The sequence below is a fragment of the Prosthecobacter sp. genome (genome assembly GCF_044373815.1).
Classification (GTDB): Bacteria; Verrucomicrobiota; Verrucomicrobiia; order Verrucomicrobiales; family Verrucomicrobiaceae; genus Prosthecobacter.
Window position 1 is genome coordinate 1 of sequence record NZ_JBIPNG010000054.1, and the last position, 22514, is coordinate 22514.

The 22514-nt window shown below is 59.7% G+C and carries 13 protein-coding genes; 7 read left to right on the forward strand and 6 right to left on the reverse strand.

Annotated elements, in window-relative coordinates; all coding sequences use genetic code 11:
* Window positions 1-3163, reverse strand: a 3163-nt coding sequence (locus tag ACIREA_RS07045) for an MG2 domain-containing protein (protein ID WP_397381559.1), incomplete at its 3' end; no start/stop codon positions are given.
* A 123-nt stretch (window positions 3164-3286) separates the two neighbouring features.
* Between ACIREA_RS07045 and ACIREA_RS07050 the strand changes: the two genes are divergently transcribed.
* From ACIREA_RS07050 to ACIREA_RS07070, 5 genes are all read left to right on the forward strand, one after another.
* Window positions 3287-4540, forward strand: a complete 1254-nt coding sequence (locus ACIREA_RS07050; RefSeq protein ID WP_397381560.1) for a polysaccharide pyruvyl transferase family protein — start codon at window positions 3287-3289, stop codon at window positions 4538-4540.
* A 59-nt stretch (window positions 4541-4599) separates the two neighbouring features.
* Window positions 4600-6975 carry a PSD1 and planctomycete cytochrome C domain-containing protein gene (locus ACIREA_RS07055; RefSeq protein WP_397381561.1) on the forward strand — a complete coding sequence of 792 codons (2376 nt, stop codon included), beginning with the start codon at window positions 4600-4602 and terminating at the stop codon, window positions 6973-6975.
* Window positions 6976-6980: 5 nt separating this feature from the next.
* Window positions 6981-8375 (forward strand): DUF1501 domain-containing protein, encoded by a 1395-nt coding sequence (locus tag ACIREA_RS07060; RefSeq protein WP_397381562.1) that lies wholly within the window; start codon window positions 6981-6983, stop codon window positions 8373-8375.
* A 168-nt stretch (window positions 8376-8543) separates the two neighbouring features.
* Complete coding sequence (locus ACIREA_RS07065) at window positions 8544-11192, forward strand: hypothetical protein (RefSeq protein ID WP_397381563.1); 2649 nt, start codon at window positions 8544-8546, stop codon at window positions 11190-11192.
* Window positions 11189-13894, forward strand: a complete 2706-nt coding sequence (locus ACIREA_RS07070) for a carboxypeptidase regulatory-like domain-containing protein (RefSeq protein WP_397381564.1) — start codon at window positions 11189-11191, stop codon at window positions 13892-13894. Before ACIREA_RS07065 ends, ACIREA_RS07070 begins: the two co-directional genes overlap by 4 nt.
* 53 nt (window positions 13895-13947) lie before the next feature.
* Here the strand turns inward: ACIREA_RS07070 and ACIREA_RS07075 are convergent, their stop codons facing one another.
* Window positions 13948-14832, reverse strand: a complete 885-nt coding sequence (locus tag ACIREA_RS07075) for an NAD(P)-dependent oxidoreductase (protein ID WP_397381565.1) — start codon at window positions 14830-14832, stop codon at window positions 13948-13950.
* Between the two features lie 21 nt (window positions 14833-14853).
* The gene (locus ACIREA_RS07080; protein ID WP_397381566.1) at window positions 14854-15678 is read right to left on the reverse strand and encodes an MBL fold metallo-hydrolase; all 825 of its coding nucleotides are present in this window, start codon (window positions 15676-15678) and stop codon (window positions 14854-14856) included.
* 131 nt (window positions 15679-15809) lie between these two features.
* Here ACIREA_RS07080 and cphA point away from each other — a divergent pair, with 131 nt between their 5' ends.
* Both cphA and ACIREA_RS07090 read left to right on the forward strand, forming a co-directional pair.
* The gene (gene cphA, locus ACIREA_RS07085; protein WP_397381567.1) at window positions 15810-17969 is read left to right on the forward strand and encodes a cyanophycin synthetase; all 2160 of its coding nucleotides are present in this window, start codon (window positions 15810-15812) and stop codon (window positions 17967-17969) included.
* A gap of 162 nt (window positions 17970-18131) precedes the next feature.
* Window positions 18132-19244 (forward strand): hypothetical protein, encoded by a 1113-nt coding sequence (locus tag ACIREA_RS07090; RefSeq protein WP_397381568.1) that lies wholly within the window; start codon window positions 18132-18134, stop codon window positions 19242-19244.
* Here the strand turns inward: ACIREA_RS07090 and ACIREA_RS07095 are convergent.
* The 3 genes from ACIREA_RS07095 to ACIREA_RS07105 all read right to left on the reverse strand — a co-directional run.
* A complete protein-coding gene (locus ACIREA_RS07095) occupies window positions 19239-20426 on the reverse strand; it encodes an acyltransferase family protein (RefSeq protein WP_397381569.1) in 1188 nt (395 codons plus the stop codon). The genes ACIREA_RS07090 and ACIREA_RS07095 overlap by 6 nt on opposite strands.
* A gap of 2 nt (window positions 20427-20428) precedes the next feature.
* Window positions 20429-20908 carry a DUF1854 domain-containing protein gene (locus ACIREA_RS07100; RefSeq protein ID WP_397381570.1) on the reverse strand — a complete coding sequence of 160 codons (480 nt, stop codon included), beginning with the start codon at window positions 20906-20908 and terminating at the stop codon, window positions 20429-20431.
* Window positions 20905-22514: ABC transporter ATP-binding protein (locus ACIREA_RS07105; protein ID WP_397381571.1), on the reverse strand; the 1610-nt coding region annotated here is incomplete at its 5' end. The genes ACIREA_RS07100 and ACIREA_RS07105, both read right to left, overlap by 4 nt.

The following is a 22514-nucleotide window of genomic DNA, read 5'->3' on the forward strand; positions in this document are numbered from 1 at the left end:
TGTACACCAGCCCGGGCAGGCCGGAGAGCACCGGGTTCTGCGGTTGATTGTCGAGACGCGAGAGCGTGACCTTCACCGTCGCCGCTGTGGGTTTGCCATGATGATCCAGCGCCTTGATGCGAATGAGGGATGGCTCTCCGGTGAGTGCGGGATCTGGCAGTCGATCCCACGCGAGCTGAACGCCGGAATGCAGCAGGCTCACCGCATGATGTGCGCTGCGACGGCGCGCAGGCAGATCGGCGTCGAAGCGGAGGAACTCACTGGGCTGAAAGGCGGTGGTCTCCTGAGAGAAGGTGAAGGCGCCTGCGGCATTGGTTTTACCTTCCAGCAGGCGTCCGTCGGGCAGGCGCAGGCGCACGGGTTCGTCCACCAGCGGAGCTCCCCATGAGTAGTTCACGCGGAGGGTTCCTTCGATGCGGTCACCACGAAACACCGCATCGGGCTTCGTCTCGATCTCGGCGGTGATCTCGGCGATTTCAAACTCATGCACGTTGAACCAGGCTTCGTGTGTTTCATCTCCCTCCACGGCTTTTGCGGTGATGTGGTAGCTGCCCGTGGGAGCGGAGGCGGGCAGGGGAACGCTGTGGGTGAAGGTGCCGAAGTCGCTGAGCTTTGATTTCATGCGGCGCAGTACACGCTTACGTTCGTCGGTGATGCTGATCTCGTACTCGCGGCCAATGGGAACGCTGTAAGCGCCGTCCTGCACATCACGAATGATGCCGCGGAAGTGGACGACGTCCCCTGCACGGTAGGCGGATTTGTTGGTGTAGATGAAGCCGCGTCGTGAAAGCTCCACGGAAGTGCGGTCCGTATTTCCACCGGTGATCTCCTGCGTCATACCGCGCAGATTGAGACGCTGGATGGCCACGCCTGCGTCCGTGCGCACGTAGGCGCAGAGATCTGCCGCCGCGCGGATCATTTCGCCGCGAAGGCTGAACACTCCATCCTTGTCCGTGCGGCCCTGGCCGAGGATTTCCTTGCCATTGCTGAGCAGCACCTCTGCATCCGCCACTGCGGTGCCTTTGATACGGTCTTGCACAAACACAAGCGCCTCGGTCCATGCGGATTGTACGATGAGATCAATGTCACTGCGGATCACGATGGTGCTGGCCTGCCAGTCCTCGCCCTCGACGCGGATGAGGCACACGCCGGGCATGGTGCCTTCAAACGGCACATCGATGGCTTGCTCGATGGGCTTGAGCCGGGTGTAGCCTTCGATGTTCACCTCCCATGTTTTGTCCGGCTGGATCAAATCGATGTCGAGGGAGCCGATGCCTGATTCACCATCAAGGCGATGACGGCTGCGGAAGAAATCTTCGAGATTAAGGATGTAGCGCGAGACCTTGAGCTTTTCGATGTTGCGCACATTCACACGCACCTGGGCCGTTTCATTGCTGCGGAAAGTGCGCGGTGTGTGTAGCGCCAGCGAGCGCTGCGGCATCATGGCGGCGCGTTCGGCCGCGAGCTGCTTCCATCCTCCCCAGGTGAGCCTTTGGAATGTGTTCAGCGCCTCTTCATGCCGGTCAAGGTGCTCGGCCTGGATGATGCCGGTGCGGTAGAGCGCCAGGGATGCCTCCTCGCTTTGCGGATGCTTGATGATGAGGCGGGCCCATTCGGTGAGGGCGTTTTCAAACAGCATGGTCAGTTCAAGCGAGCGCGGTTTACCAGCCACTTTTTTGGTGAGTTCCTGTGCTACGGTGAAATGCCACTGACCATTTAAAAACAGGAGCTGTGCGCAGCGTGGGTCCAGCGGGTGTGCAGCAATGAAGGCATCGAAACGCTTGGCCGCCTCCTCGCGGTTGTTGGTGGCCACGGCATCGAGGCAGAGCTGAAACTCAGCCTCCATGATGCGTGCCTGCGCCTGCTGCCACAGGCTGCCGTCGGGATGTTTGGCGATGTAGCCGCGCCACTGCTCGATGGCCTGCGGATACTGCCGCGCGGCAAAGCGAAGTGCGCCGATCTGGAAGAATGCCATCTGCCGCCAGGATTCCAGGCGCTCGGCCGGTGTGCGTTTGTCCTTTTCATTCGCCGCAGGGGCGGGCCAGTTCGCGCGGTCATACACAGCTTTGCAGGCTTCCAGGGCCTCATCGCTTTTGTTTTGTGAAGTCAGCACCTGGATCAATGTGAATGCAGCTTCCGCCGATCGAGGGTGGGATGGATGAACCTGCAAAAACTGCCGCAAGCTGGCGATGTGCTTTACAGGATCTGCGGACGGGATGGTGGTGACTGGCTCATTCTGCTGCACGATCTGGGTGCCTTGCTGCATGTCATTGCTGCTGTGCGGCAGTTGTGCTGAATGAACAGGCTGAACCATCAGTGCTCCATGGCTGCGACAGATCAGCCACTCGATGTCGCCTTGATCCGGTTTCGTTGCTGCGGCTGGAGTCTTGGTCTTCCACTGGGTCAGAACATCCTCCGCATAGCGGCGTGCTGCGGCGCTCCCCCCTGCCTGCAGCATGCCTTCGATGAGCATCTGGCGCACCTCCCAGCGGTGGGCTCCGGTTTCCTTCGTGGCAGAGGTCGGCGGTGCGCTGCCAATAAGTCCGCGCCAGTCGGGATCAAACTCACGCAGGTAGGCATCACAGGCCTGAGGCAGTTCATTGCGTTGGTTCAAGTCGCGCGCGCTGACCACCGTCTGAAAGAGGAGTTGTTCTCGCATCTTGGGGCCGGTCTCCAGTTCCTGTGCTTTTCGATAAAGAGCCAGCGCCTTCTTCTGTGCGTCGCTTCCCACGCTTTGGCCTGGCACGGCCGGTTTGGTGATCTCCTGAGCCAAGGCAATGAGCGCCTCCGCCAGCTTTTCTTTGCGCGTCGTGGCAAACAGTCGTGTGGCTTCCGAACTGTAGATGGCTTCGGCCTCCTGATGACGTTTCAGTTCAGCGAGGCACTGCGCTTTCAGGAACAGCGCCTTGCGCTGCCAGGCATGGCCTGCGGGAATGGCGTCGCAGTCGGTGATGGCTGCGGCAGGCTGATTGGATTCCGCGCGGGCAACACCCCGCAGATAATGGGCATAGCCCGCGTCAGCAGAAGCTGCGATGACGGCATCGGTCAGCGTGATGGCTGCCTCTGAGTAGCGCTGGCGTTGCAGCAGCAACTCCGCATCATCGACCGGGGTGGCCGTCAAAGTTTGGGCAAGAACGAAGAACAGGATGATACGGTGGTACATGGCGGCCTTCAATGATATTTCCTTATTATGCGCAGCCGGAAATGCCGATGGCAAGATGCATGAATGAGTGGCAGTCAATTTACGTTCCGTTTACAGACAAACCGCATCGTCTGCCCATCACCCATGAACCGCCGCCATTTCATTCGCTCCGCCGCCGCTCTGCCCTTAATCTCCGCCATTGCTTCAGAGAAGCCTCGGCGCCTCATCCTGCGCTCTTCATGGCAGACGGTGAACATCGGTGACATCGCCCACACGCCGGGCGTGCTGGCGCTGCTGGAAAAACATCTGCCAGACGTGGAGGTGCGGCTGTGGCCGAGCAATCTGGACAATGGTGTCGGCGAGATGCTCGCGGCACGTTTCCCCAAGGTGAAGGTCATTCGCGGTGAGGACGTGAAGAAGTCCTTCGAGGAATGCGACTTCCTGCTCCACGGCTCCGGCCCCTCTCTGGTGGCGCAGGCAGATGTGGTGAAATGGAGCCAGGCCACGGGCAAGCCCTACGGCGTGTATGGCATCACCTTCTCCGGCCAGCAGAATCCAAAGGTCATCAAGGACAAGTCCGTCAAGCCGATGCAAACCATCGACGTGCTCAGCGGCGCGAAGTTTGTCTATTTCCGCGACTCAGTGTCCCTAGAGTTGGCGAAGAAAATGGGCTGCACCTGTCCGCGCATGGAGTTCGGTCCCGACGGCGCCTTTGCGGTGGATCTGAAAGATGACGCGAAGGCCAAGGCCTTTCTGAAGGCCAACAATCTCGAAGAAGGAAAATTCCTCTGCTGCATCCCACGCCTGCGCAACACCCCCTACTGGACGCTGCCGGAAAAAAAGGCGGCCCTGGATGAGAAGAAGGACGCACGCAACAAAGCCATGATGGACCACGACGGCAAGCCGCTGCTGGATGCCATCGTGAGTGTGATCAAAAACACCGATCTCAAAATCCTCCTCTGCCCGGAGGACAAGACGCAGATGAAGATCAGCAAAGAGATGCTCTACGACAAGCTGCCGGAGGAGGTGAAAGCGCGCGTGGTCTGGCGCGAGAAATACTGGCTCACCAATGAGGCTATCAGTACCTACCGCCGCAGTGCAGGGCTTTTCGGTCACGAGATGCACAGCCCGATCATGTGCATCGGTAACGGCATTCCCGCCATCGTCTGCCGCTGGGCGGAGCAGACCAGCAAAGGCTACATGTGGCGTGACATCGGGCTGAATGACTGGCTCTTCGATCTCGACAAGGAAGACGAACTCCAACGCGTCGCCGCCACCGTGCTGGCGATGGCCCAAGACCCTGCTGGATCCAAAGCAAAGGCTGAAAAGGCGCGCGACTTCGTCATGGCCAAGTTTGCCGCGAGCATGGAAGTGGTGAAAGGCAATCTCCCGGCGTGACAAGGCCAGCGCTTTTCGGGTACAGTCGTTGATTAATTCAATCACGGCTGATCCCAACCATGAAGCCTGCTGTGCCATTTCTCCTCGTTTGCCTCTGCACATGCGCCGTGCGGGGGGAGGATGTGACGTTCTTTGAGTCCAGGATCAGCCCCGTGCTTGTGAAGCAGTGCTACGAGTGCCATTCGGTGGAGTCAGGCAAATCGAAGGGCGGGCTGACTCTGGACACAAAGCAGGGAATTCGCAGCGGCGGCGATACCGGGCCTGCCGTGGTGCCGGGTGATGCGGCGAAAAGCCTGCTGCTCACGGCGATCAAGCACAACGATCCCGATCTCGAAATGCCGCCGAAAAAGTCGAAGCTGCCGGACGCGGTCATTGCAGACTTTGAAACCTGGATCAAGGCGGGCGCGGCTGATCCGCGAGAATCTCCGACGAAAACTGCGGAACGTCCGCCAGTCGATGTGGCGTTTGGTAGGAGGTTCTGGAGCTATCAAAAGCCGAAGCTGGTCGCTGGCACGATTGATGGATTCATTCGAACGAAGTTGAAGGAGCAGGGGATTGAGCCCGCGCCTGCGGCTGAGCCCGTGGTGGTGCTGCGCAGATTGTATTTCGATCTCATCGGTCTGCCCCCGACACCGGAGCAGGCGGCGGCGTTTTCCATGGAGAAACTGGAGGCCACAGTGGATGAACTGCTGCGCAGCCCGCGCTTCGGCGAGCGCTGGGGCCGCCACTGGCTGGATGTGGCGCGCTACGCAGAATCAAACGGTCGTGAATCCAATCTGACCTTCCCGCATGCATGGCGCTATCGTGATTACGTGATCGACGCGGTGAATGCGGATATCCCCTTCGACCGCTTCATCACCGAGCAGATCGCGGGTGATCTGCTTCCTGCGCAGGGAGATGCGGAGCGTGCCCGGCTGCTCATTGCCACGGGATTTCTCGCTCTCGGTCCGAAGGGGCTCAATGAGATGAACCCGGCGCAGTTCGCGGCGGATGTGGCCGACGAGCAGCTCGATACCGTGACACGGGCGGTGCTCGCCAGCTCAGTCGCATGTGCCCGCTGCCATGACCACAAGACCGAGCCCTTCAGCATGGAAGACTATTACGCGCTCGCGGGCATCTTCAAAAGCACGCAAACCTTCTACGGCAACTGGATCGACTCCGAGAACAACAACCACGGCCACCTCATCCGTCTGCCGAAACTGCCGGGGCAGGTGATTCCGAATCGTACAGTGACGGCAGACCGCGTGAAGCAGCTCAAAGAGGAACTGGCAAAACTGAACGCCGAGGAGAAGTCCCAAAACGAATATGTCATCAAGGCAAAGCTGGAGGGGCGTGACATCAGCGGCGAGTACCACAAGATCCTCACCACTGCCATCCGCATCCTCTGGACTCGCGGCGGCATTGAGGGACAGCTTGAGACCGTGGATGACCAAGGCCATGCGCTGCCCTTGTGCATGGGCGCGCAAGACGCGAAACTCATTCAGGACTCCCAGCTTTATGATCGTGGAGAAATCGCGCATCCGGTGAAACCGGTGCCGCGCGGCTTTCCGCAGATCATGGGGATCAAGTCAGCCTTGCCGAACGTTCAAAGTGGTCGGCTTGAACTGGCGCAGTGGCTTGTAAGTCGTGAAAATCCGCTCACCGCACGCGTGATGGCAAACCGTGTGTGGCGGCATCTGTTTGGCGCTGGGATCCTGCGTACGGTTGATAACTTTGGCTTCAGCGGCGAGCGGCCGAGTCATCCTGAACTGCTCGATCATCTTGCCTTTCGTTTCATGGACGGCGGCTGGTCGGTGAAAAAACTGATCAAGGAAATCGTGATGTCGGAAACCTACCGGCAGTCGTCCACACATCGCATCGAGGCCTTCCACAAAGACCCGGACAACCGCCTGCTCTGGCGTGCCAACAAACGTCGTCTCGATGCCGAGGTAATTCGCGATTCGATGCTCGCGGTTGCAGGCGTGCTCGATACGTCGCGCAGGCCTGGATCACTCGCGGCAGAGCTGGATGGGCAGTCGGTGTCGCTTATCGGCTTCAATACGAAGATGCCGTCTGATCTCGATGGCTCGAAGCGTCGCGCCGTCTATCTGCCGGTGCTGCGGGATCAACTGCCAGACGTGCTGGAGCAGTTTGACGTGGCGAACCCCAATCTCGTCACGGGTGATCGCGATGTGACCAACGTGCCGCTGCAGGCGCTCTACCTTCTCAATGGTCCCTTTGTGCAGGAGCAGGCGGTGGCGTTGGCTGGACGGATTCAATCTTCGCCCAATCCAGTGCAGACGGCGTTTCAGCTTTGCTTCAATCGCATGCCAGACCCCAGGGAGATCTCACTGGCTGGAAAATTCCTTCGCACCCGATCTGCAGACGACTTGAAACTGCTGCCGGCATTCTGCCAGTCGCTGCTCGCGAGCGCAGAGTTTCGCTTTGTTGATTAAACACCATGAACACGATCCATACACGACGTGAGATGCTGACGACGCTGTCGTCCGGCATCGGCTGGCTGGTCTTTTCAGCCCTGGCGCAGGCGAAAAGCGGTCTGGCTGCGCAGCACCCGCATTTTCCTGCGCGAGCGAAGCGCGTGATCTTCCTCACAATGCGCGGCGGACCCTCGCATGTAGATCTGTTTGATCACAAACCAGAACTCATAAAGCGCGACGGGCAGACTGCGAGCCTCGGCCGCGATTCTTCGGGAGCCAAGCTGTTTGGACCCGTGCATCCGCTGAAGCAGTTTGGGAAATCAGGGCAGTGGATGACCACGTTGTATCCCAAACTGGCGCAGCACGCGGATGACCTTTGCATCATCAATTCCATGCACACGGATTTGCCGAATCATGCTCAGGCCTTCGGGCAGATGCACACCGGCAGCTTTCAGTTTGTGCGACCTTCGATCGGTGCCTGGACGTTGTATGGACTCGGCACCGAAAATGAAAATCTGCCAGGCTTCATCACTCTGAATCCTCCTGCAGACAATGGCGGTGCGCAGAATTACGGCAGTGCGTTTTTACCAGCGATCTGCCAGGGCACGCGCATCGGCGGCTCACAATTGCCGGAGCTCTATGCGGCGCTCTTGAACAAGGATGCGGCTCCAGGTCCGCCCATGAAGAACATCGCGAACACCAATGTGCCGCGTGATCTCCAGCGGGCGCAGATTGATTTCATACGCGGCTTAAATGAGCGCAAGTTGGAGATTGATGGGGTGCATCCCGAGATCGAGGGGGCGATCGAATCCTTCGAACTCGCGTTTCGCATGCAGAGTGAAATCCCCGACGTCCTCGATCTGCGCAGCGAGCCTGACCACATTCTCAAACTCTACGGCATCGGGCAGGGGAAGGATCAGTTCGCGCGGCAGTGCCTGCTGGCACGGCGCATGGCTGAAGCGGGGGTGCGTTTCATCGAAATCGCATCTCCAGGAAATTGGGATCATCACAACCGTTTGCGCGAACTGCTGGCCACAAACTGCGCCTCTACAGATCAGCCCATTGCCGCCCTGCTGACAGATTTGAAATCACGCGGCATGCTCAAGGACACCCTCGTCGTGTGGGCCGGTGAGTTTGGCCGCACGCCCTACGCACAGAGCGGCGATGGTCGCGATCACAATCACAAAGGCTACTCCATCTGGATGGCGGGTGGCGGTGTGAAAGGCGGCCTCACGTATGGCGCCACGGATGAGGTGGGGCACAAGGCCGAAGTGAACCCCATGCACATCCACGACTGGCACGCGACGATCCTGCACATGCTCGGCCTGGATCACACCAAGCTTACCTACTCTTATGGCGGCCGAAACTTCCGCCTGACAAATGTTGGCGGTGAAGTGGCTATGGGGATTCTCGCCTAAGATTTGGATTGCGCCCCCGCCAGACTGAGCGGTAATATCGAACCAATTCCGTGCAGGTTGGTCTGTATGGATCAGGTTGAATCAAACCCCGAAAATGTCATGAGCAACGGTCCTTCAGATGATCCTGCATCTTCTCCCAAGCCTCCTGCTGGATGGGGCAAACTGTTCATGGGTCTTCTACTGGGCGGAGCTCTCGGCGCCGGAGCCTTGTATGTGACAAAGGTGGATCCGTCGTTGCTGGCTAAGGCAACATCGTCTGGGCAGCCGCCCGCCGCTGCAGCTCCGGGCGAGGAGGTGGATGTGCCGGTGAAGGATGAGGGGCTGCCACGCACGCCGTTTGAGAAAGGCTCGTTGCCGCCAGATGAGCCGGTGGAGTCGATCAAGATCACGTTGGGGATTGGTCCGGGCGGGACAGCGCTGAGCGAGCCTGTGGATGTGCATCTGGGTCTTGGCTTTCCGTTGCGCTTGTATCCGCTCGGTGGCGTGAAGCGGGAGCCTTCGTTCGCGGCGTTTCCTCACAAGTCATCGTTGGATGGCATGTCGGATGCCATCCAGCCGGGGCAGATGGCCACGTTTGAATTTGCGGCCAAGGGAGATGACGCCGGTCTTGATGCACTGCGCACCTCGCAGCAATTATTGGCCGATGTGAAGTGCGGCGATTTGCAGCGCATCGGTTTTGCCTCGCAGGGGCGCAGTGACTGGGTGCTGGCGGGATATCGCATCGAGGTGAACGGCAAGCTCTTTGCCGCCAACGGTCTGGTGGATGCGCGGGCTCAGGAGAAACTGGCTTCCAGTCGTGCCAGCCTCATGAAACTGCTGCCGGACTATGAGGCGAAGACGAATGCGACGAATCTGACCGAGGGAGAGAAAGCCGAACTGAAGACCACTCATGCGCTGGTCCGTGCGCTGAGTGGTCGAGTCGTGGGGGCTGTGCCGTGGTTTGAGGAGAGCTATGAGGCCTTGAATCCTGCTGCACCGGCGGGCACCAAGGTGGAAAATCTGCGCATCACCCTCACGGGCGGCAAAGGACCGCAGCAGGGCACGCGCAATCCGGTCTATCTGGTGGCAGGTGCGCGGAAGTTCCTGCTGTCTTCGGAGATGGACCCGCTGCGCGATGCCAATGAACCGCAGCTCTTTGATCTCGCTGCATTTGAGCTGTCGATGAATCCTCTGACGAAGGAAGTGCTGAGTGCCCCGGGCGTGGGCATCATTGGCAGCGGCACGCCGATGAACAAAATTCCAGATCGTGCGCAACTGCAAAGCGTGCAGATCGAGGCCGATGGACAGGTGGTTTATGACAGTGAGAAGAAACCGGATGACCAAAAGACGCTGCCTGCACTCTGGCTCACACCGGCTGCTTATTTCAATGAGGCGGGCGATTTGATGCGACCCACGGCCACAGCCGCTGAGGTGCCGGTGTGGAAATCGGGCATGACGCTCCCAGGCCCTCCTCCCGCAGTGCCGCCTGAGCCGCCGCCGCTGGTGATTGTTCCCCCGATTCCTCCGCTCCCGCCGCCCCCGCTCCTGCCACCCGTGCGCACCATTTTGCCGGGTGGCCTGCCGCCTCCGGGTGGCGGCTTGTTCCCGCTGCTCAATGCACTGGCGCAATTGCTCTTCCCCCTGCCACCGCCTGCAGCACCACTGATCAGCGGCGTGCGCATTGCCCCGGCCACACCGATCGTTTGTGATGGTGATGCTGTGACGGTGACTTGGAATGTGGGCGGCAACACTTCCAACATCGCCTCCTGGCGTGTCGATCTGTTTGCCGTGTTGCCGCACAAAGCCGCGCCGGTGCTGATCACGCCCATGGCGACCAAGATCGGTGGTTTTCCCGGAGCCACGAGCGCCTTGATGCCGCCCATCAATCGTGCTGCTATCGCGGGTCTACTGACTGCGGGTTCCGCCGAGGCTCTCTACCTCTATGTGCAGCCGCGTGTCACCGCACTGGGCCCCCTGGGGAATGTGATCACAGCGGCCAATGGTTCGCTGCTGCCACTGTTCCCGGCGGGTACAACGACGGCCAATGTGGGGCTGAAACGCGGGGGCATTCTGCCGCCCTTTGGCCTTGGCAATGCACCTGCGCCAAGCTTTCAGGTCACTCCCACGGTGACGCCGCCGTTTTTAAAATGGCAGGGATTGGCCCTCGCGGATCCGCTGGCCATTCGCAATGCGTGGAGCCTCACCGCCGAGCATGGCAGTCATTTTGGTCTGCTGTTTGCCAGTCATGAAAACATCCCCGGCGCGGTCACTCTGCCCGCGTGGAGCACGGCGGCACGCCCAACAGGCAATGGCAGCGAGACGATCACCGTTCGGTTCGAAGGGCTGGTGCCACTGCCAGCGGCGGCCAATGGTCTGCGTGCCGTGGCATACATCGCCTTCGTGGGCGGTTCTTCGCCTGCCACCAAAGCCCAGGTGCTCGCGCGTGCAGAACTCAGCAGCGGCCCAATCCGGCGCAATACTGCGGGCAATGTGGTGCCGCTTCCCTTTGGTGCGCAGCCGTTCTTTACGCTGCAAACCACCAGCCTGGTGCCAGCGGTTCCCTTGGCCAAATCCCAGCCCTTGCTGCTGGTAGATATGCCGCTGCGGTTTGACCGCATGGCGGCGAACAATTTCGTCGGCTACCCGCTCGATCCTGTGAATGGCGCCAGCTATTCATTCGCGGGTCCGCCCGCCTTCAATCCGGCCGCCTACATCGCCCAGGCCGGCACCGGCACAATGTACGTCACGCTCACCTACATGGTGACGCTGAACACCGCGGATGCGACGGACGCCGTTGGTGTGCTCGGAGTCCGTCTCGTTCCTGACAACACGCCATGAAAACGCTCCTGCCTCTTTTCATACTCCTCGCTGCGCCGCTGCTGCATGCGGCGGATGGCAGCGTGCATGGCCGTGTTTACGGTCAGAATGAAAAGGGCGAAAACCTCGGTCCGGTGGCCCATGCGAAGATCGAATTGAAAAGTGAGGCGGGCGCCGCTTCTTCGACTGTGACGACCAACGAGTACGGCTACTACCAGATCGCCACGCTGGCGGCGGGTGCTTATCGTTACAAGGTCACCGCAGCCGGATTCCGTGATGAAGATGAGATGCGCGGCTTTGCCATGCCGCAGGATACACGCGAGTTTGTGCATGACTTCCTCCTCACGCGCGAGGCAAAACCCGGCAGCTCACCGCCGCAGTCAAACGTCATCCAGCCTGCCGTCCATGGCCGGGTGTATGGTCAGACGGAAAAAGGCGACAACCTCGGTCCAGTTCCCGGAGCGAAAGTAGAACTGCTCTCCGGCCCGGGTGGCAAGGTGGTAGCGACTGCCTCGGCCAGTTCCCCCGGTGGTTATTATGAGATCAAAAATCTGCCGCCTGCGGACTACGCCTATCGCGTCACCGCAGCCGGATTCGCGCCGGAAGATGCCGGGCGCGGTTTCACCGTGCCCAAAGGCGCTCTCGAATACGTACATGATTTCCTCCTGTCAAAGACGCCGCCTAAACGCGAGAAGTGCGATCTGGCGGTGCTCGTCGTGAAGCGCATCAGCAGTGGCAATGACCGTTCGAATGATGCCCGTGTGCCGGTGGCGAATGCCAGACTCGTGCTCCAGCCCGCAGGAAACCTCCCCACACCGCTCAATCAACCTTTCGTGACAGATGCGAAGGGCGAATACAGCGCGAAGGATCTCGCGGAGGGAAGGTACACCGTGGCTATCGACGCCCCCGAGTGCGAGCCGTTCACCGGGGAGCTGACGGTGAAGTGTGACAAGGATGGAGACGTCATCTTTGAACTCAAACCCTGCAATGAACTCCTGCATGGCTATGTGCGCGCCATCGTGAACGAGGGCTGGGGTCCGTCGCCACAGGCGAAGGCCGCAGCGGAGCGGGCCTATCAGCGTGCGATGAAGGCGGATGCCAAAGATGGCAGCGTGAACTACGCCAATGCGCTCGCCTTGCTCAGTGCGGGGGATTACGCCGCAGCGCAGCAGAGCCTCTCGGCGGCGATTGGCAAGAAAAGCGACAGCCCCACCTGGGACCGTGCCTGTGAGGCACGGCTCTGGATGAACCTGTGCCTGCACCAGCCGGCGCAGGCTGCGCGTGAGATGCGTTCACTGGCGCAGAATCATTATTCAAATCGTGCATCCACTCAGGCGGCGAAGGACACGGCGCATGTCTGCGGCATTGGGCTGGGTTTGATTCAGGGGCCGTGGAAAGATCAGGTGAGCGCTGGCGATGCCGTGCTGCTGGAGCGCGAACTGCTCGCTGCCTTCAAAGGCGACCTTCTGTCCGAATGCACGAAGGCGCGTGACCACGTGGCGGCTGAATATGGAAAGCTCAAAGCTGCGGAGGATGCGGCGCGCAACACGCTGATGGCAGGTATCACGGAAAAGCGCAACGCGGAGATCGCACGCTTGGCGGAGCGGCAGACCGCGATCAGCAAGGAGGTGGCCGCGCTTGATCCCGACATTCAGACACTCCAGGCCAGCGTGAACCAGTTTGACCAGCAGTACCGCATCCAGGTGGCCGGGTTCACGCAGCAGCAGCAGGCCAATGCGGTGCAACTGCAGGCGCTGAACGCGAGATTGCAGCAGATCAGCGTCTGCATGGCTCAGGACCAGGTGCGGCTTCAGGGGGCTGCGCAGCAGCAGATGCCGCAATCTCCCACAATGCAGCCCGGCATGAAGCCGGGAATGCGTCCTGGCATGCCGCAACCGGGGGCGGGCACGCAGGCCATCATGGTGGAGATCCAGCAACATCAGGTGGAGATTCAGCAGATCCGCCAGCAGATGCAGGTCATTCAAAACCAGAACCTGCAGATGGGCGCAAACGTAGCGAATTTGCAGGCACAGTTTAATCGCAATGCAGGTGCCGCTCAGACGGATCTGAACCTCAAGCTGCAGCGCCGGGGGGGGCTGGCCCAAGAGTTTGAAACGCTCGACCGCCAGCGCACGGCGCCGTTTGATCCCACTGCTTTCAGTACGCCTGAAATCGATGATCTTGTCCGGCGCGGGCGCTCCCTGAAAACCTACAGTGATCTGCCGCTGGAGGTGCGCCGCGAGGAACTGCTGGATCAGTTTGACTGTGGAGCGGCGAAGGAGCCAAAGCGTCCCGCGAACACCGCCAAAGCGGCTGAAATCAAGGAACCGGCGTTCATCACCACCAGATCTCCTGCCTTGAATGCACCGGCATTGGTGCCCTCAGTCAGGCCCGCGCAGCCAGTTCTGGAAACCCCCGGGATGCCTCCGCTCAAACCGCTGCCGCCAGAGGCCACCGCCGTCAAACCTCCGCCCAACGCTGGTGATCCCGCCGAGGTAGTCATCACCAACAACCAAGCTGGGGCGGTGCGAATTTTTGGTCTGTCGCCGGGCGCCGATAATGAAATCTTCGTGCGCTCGCTGGAGGCTGGCGAAGAGGCGATGATTCCCGTCCGCATCGGCCAGACGTTGATCATGCGCCCTTCAGCCGGCGGGCGCGAACTGCAACGCCACAAGGTGGGCAAAAAGCTGGAAGTATTGAAATTGGGCGCTGCCCCGCAGTAAAGTTGTCCAGTTGCGCCGCAACTGGACCCCCGTTGCGGCGCGACGGATCCACCTTACGCGTGCCGCCCTTTAAACGTCAGTTCGGCAATGCCCGATTTATCGAGCCCGCCAAGGCCCAGCGCGACCATCTTCTCATACTGCGCCTTGGTGGCGTCATTGAGCGGCAGATGCAGGCCGACGGTCTTCGCCACTTCGGCCGCGATACCGCTGTCCTTTGCGGCATGCTCTGCGGAAAACCAGCAGTCGTGCTCGCGGGCCACCATGTCGGCGCTGTCGGTTTCCAGCACGCGGGAGTTGGCACCGGTCTGACTGAAGACCTCGCGGATCATGTTCAGATCGTGACCGAGAGCAGCGGCGAGTCCCAGACCTTCGGCCAGACCGGCGGTGTTGATGTTCATGACCATGTTGACGAGGGCCTTGACTTCGGCCGCACTGCCCGGACCTCCGACAAAACGGCGGTTCATGCTCATCTGCTCGATCATGGTCTGCACCCGCTGATAGGTGGCTTCGTCACCGGCCAGCATGAGGTAGAGCTTCCCCTCGCGCGCATGACTGATGGAGGAGGCCATGCAGGCTTCGAGGCTGTGCGCACCGGCAGCCGCCGCAGCAGCATACACTTCACGATGGATCGCCGGAGACAGCGTGGCGCAGTTGACGAAGATCTTGCCGCTGGCGCTGTTGAGCAGGCTGTCCCCGCTGCCAAGGAAGATGCCGCGCATCGCCGCATCATTGGTGACGACGGTGAAAATGACATCTGCGGCGGCGGTGACGTCTGCAAGCCGGGTGCAGGCCGTGCAGCCGAGTTCTGCAGCCAGATCGGCTGCGGCCTGTGTGTTCACATCGAGAACAGCAGTGATATTGTAACCACAATCTTTGAGGCGGCGGGCCATGTTGGCCCCCATTTTACCGACTCCGACGAATGCAACGGTTTGGGACATGATGGGTTGGGCTGGTTGGGTTTACTTGAACTCAGGATAAAACGGATTGTGGGCTTTTTCTTCGGCGACGGTGGTCATGGGGCCGTGGCCGGGGCAGATCACCGTGGTGTCTGGCAGGGTGAAGATCTCTTTCCGGTTGGTGGCAAGGGCATCAGCATAAGAGACCATGCCACCACCCATGCTGGAGGCGAACAGGGCGTCTCCCACGATGGCGATCGGGTGCTTCAAACCGCTGACAAGATAGGTGATGCCGCCCTTTGAGTGGCCCCAGGTGCTGCGTGCCTCAATGCGCAGGCCGCCCGATTCCCAAGCCTCGGTGTCGCTGAGCTGGAAGGTTTTCGCACCGGCGCAGGGTTCCTTCTCATGGACAAAGGCTGTGACAGCACCATCGGCGGACAATTTGGCGAGGTCCATAATGTGATCCGGATGCGTGTGTGTGAGGAAGATGAGGCTGAGATTCAGCCCCTTCTTCTGGATAAAGTTGATCATGGGGGTGGCGTCCGCCCCGGTGTCGAATGCCACCGCGTTTTTCGTTTCTGCGTCCCAAACGAGATACGCGTTCACCGTCATGTCGTGGTACGTGGTGTTGAACTGTTCCAGGCCGGACACGTTGACCGGGATTGGACGCCATTCATTGTGAGCCATGGCCACCAGCGACAAGCCTTCAAGCTGCAGGTGGGGTGCGATTTTGCGCAGCACAAGGTCATCCACTTTGCCGGATTTGGCAGCGGCAATGTCTTCGACTCTGGCACTGGAGCGGGCGGCGAGGTCGGCATCATTGATTCCAAGTCCACGCATGGACTTGGCGATCACATCATTAAACAGGTCTTCGAGAGGGAGCAGCATGGGTGGCGAATTCAAGGCGTTCTGACGGCGAAGGCAAGGGCTATGTGCCGCCGACCCGGCACAAACCAAAGCGTTATCTGCCAGTGGCGAGCTCTTGCCACCCGCAGAGTCACAGGTAACATCGGCCCGCTATGACAGATCTCGACATTCGTGAAATTCACTTTCTCCGCGGACCCAACATCTGGACGAACTATCCAGTCCTGGAAGCCTGGGTGGATTTGGGGGGGCTCAAGGACACGTCGTCAGATATCGTTCCTGGTTTTTCCGAACAGCTCAAGACGTGGTTTCCCGGCATGATCGAGCACCGTTGCAGCATTGGCGAGCGCGGCGGCTTTTTTCAGCGGCTCGACACCGGCACCTGGCCGGGGCACATTTTGGAGCATGTGACTTTGGAACTCCAGACCCTGGCCGGACATACCGTCGGTTTTGGCAAGGCGCGGGAAACCTGCGTGGAGGGCCTGTACAAAGTGGTCATCGAGTATCTGGATGAGGTCGTGGCGGAAGCCTGCATGCGCGAGGCCCGCGAGATCCTTCTGGCCGGATATGCCGGCAAGGACTATGACATCGCAGACGCCGTGGCGCGCATGAAGCGCGTGGTGGACCGCAACGCGCTCGGTCCCAGCACGAACGCCATCATTGCCGCGGCAGAAAAACGCGGCATCCCATGGCGGCGGCTTCGGGAGGGCCGCAGTCTGGTGCAGCTAGGGCAGGGGGTAAACCAGCGCCGCATCTGGACCGCAGAAACTGATCGCACAGGGGCGATTGCGGAGCACATCGTGCAGGACAAGGATCTGACGCGCACCTTGTTGAGCAAAGCAGGGGTTCCCGTTCCTGAAGGGCGGGTCGTTGCCAATCCTGACGACGCCTGGGAGGCGGCAGAGGACATCGGCACTCCCGTGGTGGTGAAACCGCAGGACGCGAACCATGGGCGCGGCGTGTTCATCAACCTCACCACACGCGAACAGGTGGAGAGCGCATTTCATACTGCCTCAACCGAAGGCGATGGAGTCATGGTGGAGCGCTTCATTCCCGGCAATGACCATCGTCTGCTGGTCGTCGGTGGGGAGCTGATCGCAGCCAGCCGTGGCGATCACGCGGTCGTCATGGGCAACGGCACCGACACGATCGGCGTGCTGGTGGACACCCAGTTGAACACCAATCCGCTCCGCGGAGTGAGTGACTTCTGCCCATGGTCGAAAATTGACACGGAAGAGTGGGATCCTGCGATTCTCTCGGAGCTGGAGAAACAAGATTTCCAGCCGGATTCGATCCCCAATGCCGGTGAGCGAGTGCTGATCTCGCGGTTTGCCAACTGGTCCACTGAAGTCACCGGCCTGGTGCATCCACGCAATCGTGAACACGTCACCATTGCCGCGCAGGTGGCGGGTCTGGACATCTGCGGTGTTGACGTGGTTTGCACGGACATCGCCAAACCCCTCGAAGATCAGGGTGGTGCTGTGGTGGAGCTGAATGCCAGCCCGGGGCTCATCATGCACCTGCGACCGGCCACCGGTGAGGTGCGGCCTGTGGGGGAGGCGATCATCAACATGCTGTTCCCCGCTGAAAAAAACGGCCGCATTCCTGTAATTGGAATCACTGGCACCCATGGCAAGACCACCACCGCCAGGCTGCTGGCGCACCTGTTGAAAGCCACTGGAAAGTTTCTCGGTGTGTGCCACAGCGGTGGATTACAGTTGGGAGAGCGCAGAGCTTGCACGAATAAAGGTGACCGCACCAGCGGCACGCACGGGATTTTGCTGCACCCATGGACTGAGATTGCCATTTGCGAGACCAGTGCTGAATCAATTCTGCTTGAGGGCCTCGGCTATGATCGCTGTCAGATCGGAGTGGTTCTCAATGTGGGCACCGAGCACCTCGGACTGGGCTACATCGACACCTTGGAGCAGATGACGAAGGTGAAACGCTGTGTGGTGGACGTCGTGCTGCCAGAGGGGACTGCCGTTCTCAATGCTGATGATGCTCTCGTGGCTGGCATGGCTGAGTCAGATTACTGCCGGTGCAGTGTTTTGTTCTTCTCGCACGTGGCGGATAATCCTGGCGTCATTGCCCATCGCGCCAAAGGTGGGCGCGCAGCCTTCGTGCGGGGCGATGCGGTTTATCTGGCCGAAGGAGACAATGAGCGCCGTCTGTGCGCGCTGAGTGAGGTGGCCATGCCGCTCACCGGTCATTTTACCTTCAATGTTCACAACGTTCTCGCCGCCGTGGGCGCCGCATGGGCCTATGGACTGGCGGATCAGGTGATCATTAAAGGGTTGGGCACTTACGAATAAATTCGTAAATAAGAAAGGAACTGGGGTCGAAGTAACGTGTTCTACAGGCAGCCGAGGAGCTGCCTGAACACGCCTTCAATTCATGTCCTTCATTCATACTCAGCCAAGTGGCCATCCCTGGTCGTCCTTTTTCTCAGCTTACAACCCAGTGTTTGGCTGAGGATGAAATCGGGTATTTTTATTCGTTTTGCATCCTCCTCAGGCAGGTCGCTTTTATCTGCGGAATGGAGCCGTCTTGGGATTGAATCCTGGGTGGTGTGCCATGAGCAAACCTTCCCTGGCGCAGCCTGCCTGCTGCTTCAGCTTGCCGAACATCAAGCCTCTGCATGGATGCCCGGCTTTGACACCCTCGGTCTAGCGGACACGCTCAAGCTTGATGTCAGCCACCAGGAGGATGATCTGCTCCGCGAAATCTGGCTGACATTGATGAATTGCCCCGTGTTGCTGGAGTTTCCAAGCGCTGAGGAATTGATGGCTGCGGTCAGAATTCGGCGGAACATCGTCGTCAACGCCTCCCGAACCTGCCTGAACTTCCACACGTCCGCCATTGAGCGTCCGGTGGACTGCTGGCGTCATTCGGAAGAAACAGGCTTCGTTCTCATTCCCGGCAGTCCTTTGATCGACTCTCTGAAAAAGGCCTGTCAGCCGGAGGTTGGCGAACAGGTGTATGCTTTCTCCTGCAATCGGGCCACCGAGTACGTGATCCTGCTTGCGATTGCCGAGGAGGCCCGGACCAGTCATCCCGAACTGCTGAGCCAGCTGCAGGCGCAGTGGGAGAAAAAAGCGATTTCATTCGAGCAGTTTCAGGATGTCTTCCTCAATGAACTGGGCGCACTGGAGCAGCCTCTTCCCATGCACTACTATGTGCCCGGAGACCGCGTCTGGTTTCGCAATCCCGATTCCCATTCGTCGGATGTCCGCGGCTTTGAGGGCTCCTGGGTGTTCTATTTGGGCGGCGGAATGTTTGTCAATTTCTGGAAACGCGACCAGCCTTTCAATCTGCTCTCCAAGTGCATCGAAATTCATCACTGGAGCCATGCCACCTTTCGAGATGCTCAGGGTGAGTTGCAATTGGACGAAAACAAGGTGGACCAGCTCGTGGCCGAGACTCTGGCATCCCCCGAGAACACCGCACGTATCTTTGAGCGCATGCACCGCTTTCGCGATGGTCGCGGCATTTATGCCGAGGGGGGCTGCATGGACGCCACCCGGGAGACGCCGAAATATGTGCTGGCGCCACACAGTGATCTGATCCGGGCGCTTCAGGCTTTATAGCCTGATGTAGATCTTTCGACGGTACATCCATAGCGCCACCAGCCAGAAAGCCACGAAGGTGCAGAATCCAATGGTGACCGGCCTGAGTTCCTGGCCAAAGACATCAAAGACGTGGGAGCCGAAGTGTTTCTGAAGTGTTTCGGAAAACCAGATGTCCAGCGTGTGGCGCATCACATAGAAGGCCAGCGAGTTCACGCCGACGACTAAAAAGGGAAAGGACCAGCGCCGCCATTGTCTGACATCAATGATTTGATAAAGCGCCGCCAAAATTAAGAGGCAGCCGCCCCCGCTGAAGAACACCCAGGCCGGTGTCCACAAGCGCTTCAGGATGGGGCAGATGCCGCCGAAGTGCAGCACAAAACTGAAAGCGAGGCAGGCCACACTCGCGACCATGAGCTGCCTGGCCGGCTGGTCTCCTCGCTTGATCCAGGTTCCTGCCATCAGCCCAAGGATCATGGTTGCGATGGTTGGGATAAAGTTCAGCGTGGTGTAACCGCCCAGATACCCAAGATAGGGGCTCTCCCGCGGGAACTGGTTGAGCAACCAGCGGTCAAAGCTCCAGCCCACATTGCGGTTGTGATTCCAGTGGGCAAAAAAGCCGGTAAAATCATGCTGCCAGCCTTCGGGAGTGTTGAAGTCCACGGGATTGGCATGCGGCGGCATGATGGGATAGCAGGCATACAAGAGCCAGGAAGCGGTCAGGATGATGCCAAACCAGATCCAGCGTGTGCGTATGCCGCAGTAAGCCAAAGCATACACCGCCATGTAACCAAGGCCGGTCTGGGTCAAAGTCTCGTCAAAGGTCCAGTGCGTCATATCACGGTCCACACTGCGCAGGAAAATCCCGAGGAATATCAGCGCCACTGACCGCCACAGCGCATGCAGTGTCATGTGCCACTGTGACTGGCCTTTTCTCGAACGTGCAGAAACTGAGAACACCAGCGACGCCCCGGTTAAAAAGGCAAACGAAGGGTGGATCAGGTCGTTCAGCGAACAGCCCACCCATGGAATGTGGGAGGAATGATGACCGAGAAACTGCCAGATCGCGCTGTCGGGAAAGTGAACGGCCACTTCATCCAGTTCCAGCAGCCGCAGACCGAGCAGAAACATCACGATGCCTCGATAGACATCGAGCGAACCGATACGCGGAGCCGTGGCGGGCGGGGTGTTAACGGAGTTCAAGGTCAGTAATAATGCTCCAGCTTGCGTTTGCTGATGCGGTCCAGTCTGGCGACATTGGGTATAAGATAGCGCGTGTTACCCCGGTCCATAACGACCAGACGCCCGTGGCCGAGGGGTTGGATGCTTTCATCCGTCTCCACTTCAAAGCGGGTGTCGCCTCGATCCGTCGTGACATGCCATTCATGACCATTCGCCAGACGCACGATGCGGTGGATCACCAAAATGATGGGGACGAAGTCGCGCCGGGCCAGCGCCTCAAGCAGCAGGGTGCGCGAAGGTTCGGGCACGCTCTGCGGATCCTCAATACACAGAATTTCACGCGCGCCCTCGGACTGGATGGAGATCCAATGGTCCTTCTCGGTCAGCGGGAAAAGTTTGGCCGGATGCACATTCGCATGCCGGATGCCGTTCGTGTCCACCAGTGCCAGCCGGCCCTGGTCATCCTTGGCAAATTCAATGTTGAGTGGTTGTGGCGTGCTCATGCGTGGTTCACCTCCAACATGGCCTGGTGCAGTCGCGCATAGGTGCCACTGCTCTCCAGCAGTTGCTCATGAGACCCAATTTCCTTGATGAGGCCTTCCTCGATCACCACCAAACGGCTGGCCTTGCGCAGGGTGCCCAGGCGATGCGCGATGGCGATTGTGGTGCGGCCTTTGACGAGATGATCCAGCGCCGCCTGAATTTCGCGCTCTGTTTCGGTGTCCACCGATGAGGTGGCCTCATCCAGGATCAAAATGGCCGGATCCACGAGCAGTGCACGCGCGATGCTGATGCGCTGCCGCTCGCCACCAGAAAGCTGCTGGCCGCGCTCTCCCACCAGCGAATCGTACGCGTCCGCCAGACGCATGATGAAATCATGCGCACGCGCCGCACGCGCCGCGGCGACGATTTCTGCACGTGTCGCATCTGGTTTCCCATAAGCGATGTTTTCCGCGATTGTTCCATAAAAGAGATACGGTTCCTGCAGCACCAGCCCGAGGTTTCTGCGGTAGTCCATCACATCGACGTCACTCAGATTGAAGCCGTCCACCAGCACGGCGCCTTCGCTCACCTCGAAGAAGCGGCAGGCCAGGTTGACCAGCGTCGTTTTGCCGGCACCGCTTGGCCCCACAAACCCCACCATCTCACCCGGCGCGATTTTCAAATTGATGCCACGGATGATCTCACGCGATCCATAGCGGAACTTCACATCGCGGAACTCGATCTCGCCACGCAGGCGGCCCACCTTGATCGCATTGCGTTGCGCCGGCACGTCCGGCTTCACATCCAGTACATCAAAAACGCGGTGCGCACTGGCGGCTGCCCGCTGCATGGAGGCGGTGAAGCGGCTCATCGAGTCCATGCGTTCGTAGAAGCTGCTGATGTAAAGCACGAAGCCGGTCAGCACCCCCACCGTGATGCTGTCATGCGCCACACTCCAGGCACCGACCGCCCACACGATCAGCAGGCCCAGGTCCGTCAGCAGCTTGATCATCGGGGTGAAAAACGACCAGGTCTTGTTCACGCGGTCATTGGTGTCGAAGATGTGTTTGTCCGCCACGCGGAAGCGCTCGATCTCGCGCTGCTCCTGGGCAAACGCCTTGACCACGCGCACGCCGGGGATCGTGTCCGCCAGCACGCTGGTGAGCTGGCTGCCCGCACGGCTGGCGGCGGCAAACCCGCCGCGCAGATGCTCACGCACGCGCTGCACCAGCCAGGCAACGATGGGGACAGGTCCCAGTGCGGCCACGGCCAGCAGCGGATTGATGCTGAACAAGATGACCGCCGTGAAAATGAACTGCAGCACGTCACAGAAAAAGTCGATGAAGTTCACCGAGATGAACAGGGAGAGATGCTCCGTGTCCGAACCAATGCGTGAAATGAGGTCGCCGGTGCGCTTGCGGTTGAAGTAGGTCAGGGAAAGCTTCTGCAGGTGCTCAAACGTCTCCCGCCGCATGCGGCTGGTCACATGCTCGGCAATACGCGCCACCACGAAAGTTTTTCCCCAGTTCAGCGCCCAGGTCAGCAGCGCAGCCAGCGCCAGTTCGGTGATGAAAACATAGACCTTCCGCACCTGCACCAGTTCGGTCTGGCTTTGCAGCGGGATGA